General features: G+C 46.5%; 8 protein-coding genes and 1 tRNA gene. 5 read left to right on the forward strand and 4 right to left on the reverse strand.

Annotated elements, in window-relative coordinates; genetic code table 11:
* Positions 1-149 precede the first annotated feature (149 nt).
* From QUB26_RS30875 to QUB26_RS30885, 3 genes are all read right to left on the reverse strand, one after another.
* Positions 150-965 (reverse strand): inositol monophosphatase family protein, encoded by an 816-nt coding sequence (locus tag QUB26_RS30875; protein WP_333321129.1) that lies wholly within the window; start codon positions 963-965, stop codon positions 150-152.
* A 226-nt stretch (positions 966-1,191) separates the two neighbouring features.
* Complete coding sequence (locus QUB26_RS30880) at positions 1,192-1,707, reverse strand: thermonuclease family protein (protein ID WP_333239599.1); 516 nt, start codon at positions 1,705-1,707, stop codon at positions 1,192-1,194.
* A gap of 34 nt (positions 1,708-1,741) precedes the next feature.
* Positions 1,742-2,110, reverse strand: coding sequence for a 2Fe-2S iron-sulfur cluster-binding protein (locus tag QUB26_RS30885; RefSeq protein ID WP_333185390.1), 369 nt, complete (start codon positions 2,108-2,110; stop codon positions 1,742-1,744).
* A gap of 214 nt (positions 2,111-2,324) precedes the next feature.
* Between QUB26_RS30885 and QUB26_RS30890 the strand changes: the two genes are divergently transcribed.
* Positions 2,325-2,409, forward strand: a tRNA-Ser gene (locus tag QUB26_RS30890).
* A 288-nt stretch (positions 2,410-2,697) separates the two neighbouring features.
* Here QUB26_RS30890 and QUB26_RS30895 read toward each other — a convergent pair.
* Positions 2,698-3,507, reverse strand: a complete 810-nt coding sequence (locus QUB26_RS30895) for a pentapeptide repeat-containing protein (RefSeq protein ID WP_333239601.1) — start codon at positions 3,505-3,507, stop codon at positions 2,698-2,700.
* A 71-nt stretch (positions 3,508-3,578) separates the two neighbouring features.
* On the opposite strand from QUB26_RS30895, the gene QUB26_RS30900 reads away from it, so the two are divergent.
* The 4 genes from QUB26_RS30900 to QUB26_RS30915 all read left to right on the forward strand — a co-directional run.
* Complete coding sequence (locus tag QUB26_RS30900) at positions 3,579-4,481, forward strand: phosphodiester glycosidase family protein (RefSeq protein WP_333239603.1); 903 nt, start codon at positions 3,579-3,581, stop codon at positions 4,479-4,481.
* A gap of 297 nt (positions 4,482-4,778) precedes the next feature.
* Complete coding sequence (locus tag QUB26_RS30905) at positions 4,779-5,435, forward strand: HEAT repeat domain-containing protein (protein ID WP_333239605.1); 657 nt, start codon at positions 4,779-4,781, stop codon at positions 5,433-5,435.
* Between the two features lie 21 nt (positions 5,436-5,456).
* Positions 5,457-5,612, forward strand: coding sequence for a hypothetical protein (locus QUB26_RS30910; protein ID WP_333239611.1), 156 nt, complete (start codon positions 5,457-5,459; stop codon positions 5,610-5,612).
* 54 nt (positions 5,613-5,666) lie between these two features.
* Positions 5,667-6,199: ribbon-helix-helix protein, CopG family (locus QUB26_RS30915; RefSeq protein WP_333321131.1), on the forward strand; the 533-nt coding region annotated here is incomplete at its 3' end.

The raw sequence follows: 6,199 nt of genomic DNA on the forward strand, positions 1-6,199 counted from the left end.
TTCAGTTATACTAACCATTTGGTTAGGCTAACCATCCCTGAGTATCTCTACCCATTTAGGTTAAACGAATCGCACTCACTATTCTTTAATGTAGCTTGAGTCAAAGGGTTGTGACCCCCGTACTACCCCCGATCTATTGCTGGGGGGCGCTACTTCCAAGAAGATAAGGGAGGAACGGCTAGCAGTGCGCTGCTGAGTTCGGCGTGTATTTTGCCGTTTGTGGCCAAAACCCGACCGGAGTTCATCTCAAAGGCACTGCCGTCATAAGCTGTAACTTGACCTCCGGCTTCGGAGACGATGAGTACGCCTGCTGCTACGTCCCAAGGGGCGAGTCCCCGTTCCCAGTATCCGTCCGATCGCCCCATCGCGAGGTGTGCGAGGTCTAGGGATGCGGAACCGCTGCGCCGCACGCCTTGGGTGAGGTGGGTGAGGTGACAGAATTCGGCATAGTTATTGTCTGCTGTTTCGCGCCGATCGTATGCAAAGCCAGTGACTAGCAAGCTGGTTCTCAATTCTGGGATTTGGGAAACTTCGATCGGCGATCGGTTGCAGGTTGCTCCCAATCCTTTGCCTGCCCGAAACAATTCATTATGAAAAGGGTCGTAAATTACTCCAATTTGTGGTATACCGTCGATTAAAAGCCCGATCGACACGGCCCAAAAAGGATATTGGTGAGCATAATTTGTTGTGCCGTCCAAAGGGTCGATCGCCCACAGGTATTTGCTGCTGGCATCCCCTAATTTGCCGGATTCTTCGGCGAGGATGGCGTGGTGGGGTACGTGGCGACCGAGAATTTCTAAGATGACGGCTTCTGAGGCTTTGTCGGCTTCTGTGACTAAATCACCCGATCGGCCTTTTTCTTGAATTTTTTCTAATTTTCCGCAGAAAGATTTCAGGACGGAACCGGCGGCTAGGGCTGCTTCGGTGGCTATTTCTAAGAAGTTTTGCAGTTGATTGTCTGTCATTTGTTAGTTGTTAGTTGTCAGTTGTCAGTTGTCAGTTGTTAGTTGTTAGTTGTCAGTTGTCAGTTGTCAACAATTCCCAACTGACCGAAAGCATCCACGATACCCGCCACGTGATTCATCCGTCCAGAAATAAAAACCTGTACCCGATGAAACTTGCCCCCCGAATTTATCGGTGGGGTCAATGCTTCAATCTAAAATCTAAAATCTAAAATCTAAAATCGATTGACTATTTCCGATTTTGCTGGCGGAATTCTGCAGGAGTTTGGCGCAAAGCTCGTTCTGGATTCCACAGGCCTTTACCCATGAGTCTCGCCCATTCTTGAGCGTTCACGAGTCGCTGCTGGTATTTGGTGTTGGGCGATCGCACTGAGGCCAGGGCATAACCTTCTTTGATTAGCTGTTCGTTGAGCAAATTTTTATCTTGCCACAAGTAGGCTAGTTTGCGATCGAACTGGTCTTTCTCTTCGATGTCTGATTCTAACAATACCTGTTTTCCCCCAATTAGCTGTTCTAGTCTTTGTTTGGCTGCTTCTCCCCAAGGCTGCTGTTTTAAATCCGGCGCATCAATACCAATTAGCCTGATTTGTTCTAATAAGGCTATTTTGTCGGCTGTACTGATAACTTCGATTGTTTGGCCGCTGATGGCCCTTTCTACTTTGGCGATCGTACCTTGGGGCATTTCTGGTTTTTGGCAGCTAGCTAGCAACAGACAAAGGGCGATCGCACATAATCGATAAAGCATGGATAATTGGTAGTTGATTATTTATCAAATTGCGTTATTCTTCATCCAACGGCAAACCGGCTTTAACTTTACCTTTGCCGAAGTAACGACCGAATTGCAGTTCGTACACTTCGTCTTCGTCTTGCGTCTCTACCTCGATGTTGGAACGGGGATAGCTGACGCACAGCAGGGCATAACCTTCTTTTTGCAGTTCCACAGACAGCCCCATTGCTTCTGGCTGGTGCAGTTCCCCCGACTTGACGCGCACCGCACAGGCGGTACAAGCGCCGTTGCGGCAGGAAAAGGGCAATTCTACTCCTTGGTTTTCCGCGCTTTGCAGGATGTAGCGGTCTTCGGGTACTCGCACGGTGTGGCGATCGCCTGTCTGTCTGTTATGAATTTTAATTGTGTAAGAGTCAGTCATGGAATTTTAGATTTTAGATTTTAGATTTTAGATTGGGGTTTGGCGGGCAAACTCCTTTAGATGAAGGGGTTTGCGACATAGGTAGGAGAATCCAAGCCGGCTCGTTTGACACCCTATCCACATTAAACAGTAAATTTATGCCGTTACCCCTTCCCAAATCAGATTTGTTCTGTTAATATAGTTTAGCTGTGGCTAAATGAATTAATTTAGCCCTGGAGAGGTGGCCGAGCGGTTGAAGGCGCACGCCTGGAAAGTGTGTTTAGGGCAACTTAACGAGGGTTCGAATCCCTCCCTCTCCGTTAATCAAGCTGTTTAGGCAAAAAAAACAGCTTGCAAAAAAAATCTCTGATATGAGATAAATAGTTTGATTAGAGCGAGATCCCTTGAATTCTTTGAGAAAAATCAAGGGATCTCGCTTGTATATTTTTGAGGGTAAATTAGGGCGATCGCGCCGAGAATAAACACCCAGATATAATGCCAATAGTAGAAAACCATAGTGACCTACACCAATCGCCACCGTTTGCAGCAAAGCGTCGCTTTCTGCTGGCTCAATTACTGTTTGAATATCAGTCGGGTAATTTTAGATTTTAAATTTTAGATTTTAGATTGAGGTAATTTATATCGAACTTAGCATCAGCGAGATTTGCCCCTCTGAACGAAGTACCCTCAGCATTTCCAATCTCTCGAACAATAGCGGAGAAAGACACAAACGCAAACCAAAGATACAGCAGCGACAGCAAACCGAAACACATACCCCAAAACAGTTTGTGAGTGCTCAGAAAAGCGCTCGCCGTTGCACTGAACAAAAAAGCCGCTGCGTAAGTCGCCACACTTCCAGCCGATGCGATCGCCACCTGTGCAAATTCGCTACGAATCCGGGAATTCACAAAAAACATTAACACCCCGCCGATCGACATTCCAGCAAGAGCAGCCTGGGAATTATTATTAGTTGCAGTGCCAGCATAGAAAAATCCCAACAAAGCTCCTGATAGAATAGCAGAAATTGTTCGTGCCAATCTACCCGCTTTTGAGGTTTTTGGCTGTTTGCTGGCGATCGCCGAAGCGAAGCCAGCAGCGCTCAAAACCCCGTACAGCAACAGAACAAAAGGCCAACTGCCAGAGCCCGGTAATTGTCCTTGAGTTCCCAAAATCAGTCGAGTCAGAACATCGCCCACAACCAAACAAATCGCGATCGCCCCAGCACTCAAAACAGCTATCTGTCGCCGAGAAAGCCCGATTTTCGCACCGATAAAATTCGCACCCGCTAACTGAGCATTTCTAAAATTGCAGCCTCGAACATCCGCACCGCTGAAATCAGCACCGTTAAGAACTTGTCCTTGGAACGATCGATTTCGTAAAATTTGATTGCTAAAATTATTGGAATCCGAATACTTCATATTAGTATAGGATGCTGGAAAATATATAAATCTGTCAGTGTTTCCGTCCCCAATCTCCAATCTAAAATGGTATGACTTATCGGCCCACTATCAAACAAATTTGGCATATTCTCGGTGTGGGAATATTGCTCGCACCAATACTACTCTACAACATTCCCTACTTTTTGCGTCCCCAACAAACAAACGAAGCCCGATCGCTCTTTCAAGGAATAGCCTACCGCAGGGAATTTCGGACTAATCCGCGTCCCACCCTAATTCACATTGTTAGCATCGACCTAAAAGCGCCGGGAATAGGAATTTTTGTCACTCCCGGAAACCCAACACCCGATTTAACAGAAACCAATGCCCGCACCGCTACTGAATTCCTGAAAGAATTTAAATTGCAATTAGCAGTCAACGGCAACTTTTTTTATCCCTGCATCGAGGAAGCACCTTGGGATTACTATCCCCGCAGTGGCGATCGAGTAAATAATGTCGGACACGCCATTGCCAAAGGTCAAGCTTATTCTCAACCAAATCCAGACTTTCCCGCCCTTTGTTTTGATGCCAAAAACCGCGCTCAAATAATCGAAAACGGCACTTGTCCTGCGGGAACAGCCTATGCAGTTGCCGGAGATACTTTGCTGGTAAAAAATGGCCAACCCGTAGCACAAAGTCCAAAAGAACGCAAACAGGATAAACCCTATCCCCGTGCCGTTGCGGCGATCGACAAAACAGGCGACAAGTTGTGGTTAATTCTGGCAGACGGCAAGCAGAGGCTTTACAGTGAAGGGCTGAAATTGAGCGAAATAACTGATATTTCGATGCAGTTGGGAGCGGAGACAGTGCTGAATTTAGATGGCGGCGGGTCGGTAACTTTTGCAGTAGCATCGCCGTCAGGAGCGAAACTGTTGAATGCTCCGATTCAGAATAAAATTCCCATGCAGGAACGTCCAATTGCCAATCATTTGGGATTTTATGCGCGGGATAATTAGGGTTTTAAATTGCGCTTTTATCTCCGCAACTTGGGGTTAAAAATGATTCTATTCTGCACTGCGCCCAAGCCGCGGCTTGTAAAAAATCGGCTTTTAAAACCTATTTAAAAAATAAAGATGCCTCCGCATACTCAAATAAATAGGGTACTGATTGCCTTAATTACTAATACAAAAGCTCGCTTAAATACCCACAAAAATTCTGATTCAGCAGTGAAGTTTTTTTAAATCTGCCCAAAATACGGGAATAATTGCTAAAATTGTAAAGAAACGTAACAAAAATAAATATATAATTGGCTTATGGAAATTAGCGAAATCCAAGCAGCGCTGCAAAGTTCGGATTCTCAAGACAGGCTGCGGGGGGTAACGGCTCTGAGAAAGTGCGATTCTGCGGTGGCGCTGCCGATGTTGCTGAGCAAAGTGGACGATCGCGAGTTTATGGTGCGATCGTTCGTGGCGATGGGATTGCGGCAGATTCCAACTGCGGAAGCTTTTGCGGCGCTGTTAAAAATGATGCAGTTCGATCGCGATCCGAACGTGCGCGCCGAAGCCGCTAACTCTTTGTCAAGGTTCGGAACCGAGGCAATTTCTCATTTAGTCGAAGCTTTTCGTCGCGATGATAATTGGCTCGTCCGCCGCAGTATCATGGCTCCGCTGTACGAAATGCAGTGTGCTGATGCAATATTTGAAATTTGTGCGATCGGTCTTGGCGGCGAAGATTTACCTGTTCAGGAAGCAGCAATTGACGGATTTGGTGTGCTGGCAAATACCCAGAAGCAAGAAGAGGCATTGCAGCAATTATTACCTCTAGTAAGTTCGGATTACTGGGGAATTCGGCTGCGAGTTGCTCGCGCGCTGAGCAAATTTGACAATCCTCAAGCTCGCGCTGCTGTGAGCTATTTGGCAAAAGATCGAGATCATCGGGTTGCAGGTGCGACTTTGGAAGCTTCGCTTTAAAACAACGGCTTACAAGCTCAACTGCGCTATCTGCGGTATCGTGCCGAAAAAAACTCGGCCCAGGGAATGTTTAAGCGGTTCTACGGCGAAGAATGGACGCAAGAGTATATTCAAGGATTTTTGTTCAAGTGGGAACGTAAGCTGGCACAATTGGTAAGTAACAAGAATAAATTTTAATAGAAGCTTCAGCCACTACACTAATAAGTGTAGGTTGGCATGAGGAAAATGCCAATGGTCAAAAAAAATCGCAATGTAGTTAGCTCCAATTCAGAAAGTAAAGTCAAAGTCGGACTTTCGCTGACTTCTTCTAGTGCCGATCGGTTAAACGTGATCGCTCGCAAGCTCGGAATATCAAGGTCGGAACTCCTAGAACGCTTGGCACAAGGCGCTCTGGATATTTCTAAGGACAAGACGGAAGTTACTGTCACTTGGAAAAAAGGTGAAGAAACGGAGGTAGAGGCAGCCCACTTGCAAGGGGAAACAGCCGAAGAAAGCGAGTCTAATGACGCTGTAACGGCAGAAACTCTATCGGACTCGGTGAGTGTAAAGCCAAATCCGCTGCCAGAAAGTTACGAAAGTTTACAGCAGCAGTTGAGTGAACGCGAAAGTTCGATCGCTTCTTTACAGCAGCAACTCGCTACTGAAAAGCAAAATCTCGAAAGCCAATTAGCCGAAACAGTAGCGAAGTCAAGTTACGAAAGTTTACAGCAGCAGTTGAGTGAACGCGAAAGTTCGATCGCTTCTTTACAGCAGCAACTCGCTAC

The organism is Microcoleus sp. B4-C1, from assembly GCF_036705285.1.
Taxonomy (GTDB): Bacteria; Cyanobacteriota; Cyanobacteriia; order Cyanobacteriales; family Microcoleaceae; genus Microcoleus.

Coding starts and splice junctions, on each gene's coding strand:
- QUB26_RS30875 (WP_333321129.1), bottom strand. CDS start 965: ATGACAGACAATCAACTGCAAAACTTCTTAGAAATAGCCACCGAAGCA.
- QUB26_RS30885 (WP_333185390.1), bottom strand. CDS start 2,110: ATGACTGACTCTTACACAATTAAAATTCATAACAGACAGACAGGCGAT.
- QUB26_RS30895 (WP_333239601.1), bottom strand. CDS start 3,507: ATGAAGTATTCGGATTCCAATAATTTTAGCAATCAAATTTTACGAAAT.
- QUB26_RS30900 (WP_333239603.1), top strand. CDS start 3,579: ATGACTTATCGGCCCACTATCAAACAAATTTGGCATATTCTCGGTGTG.
- QUB26_RS30880 (WP_333239599.1), bottom strand. CDS start 1,707: ATGCTTTATCGATTATGTGCGATCGCCCTTTGTCTGTTGCTAGCTAGC.
- QUB26_RS30905 (WP_333239605.1), top strand. CDS start 4,779: ATGGAAATTAGCGAAATCCAAGCAGCGCTGCAAAGTTCGGATTCTCAA.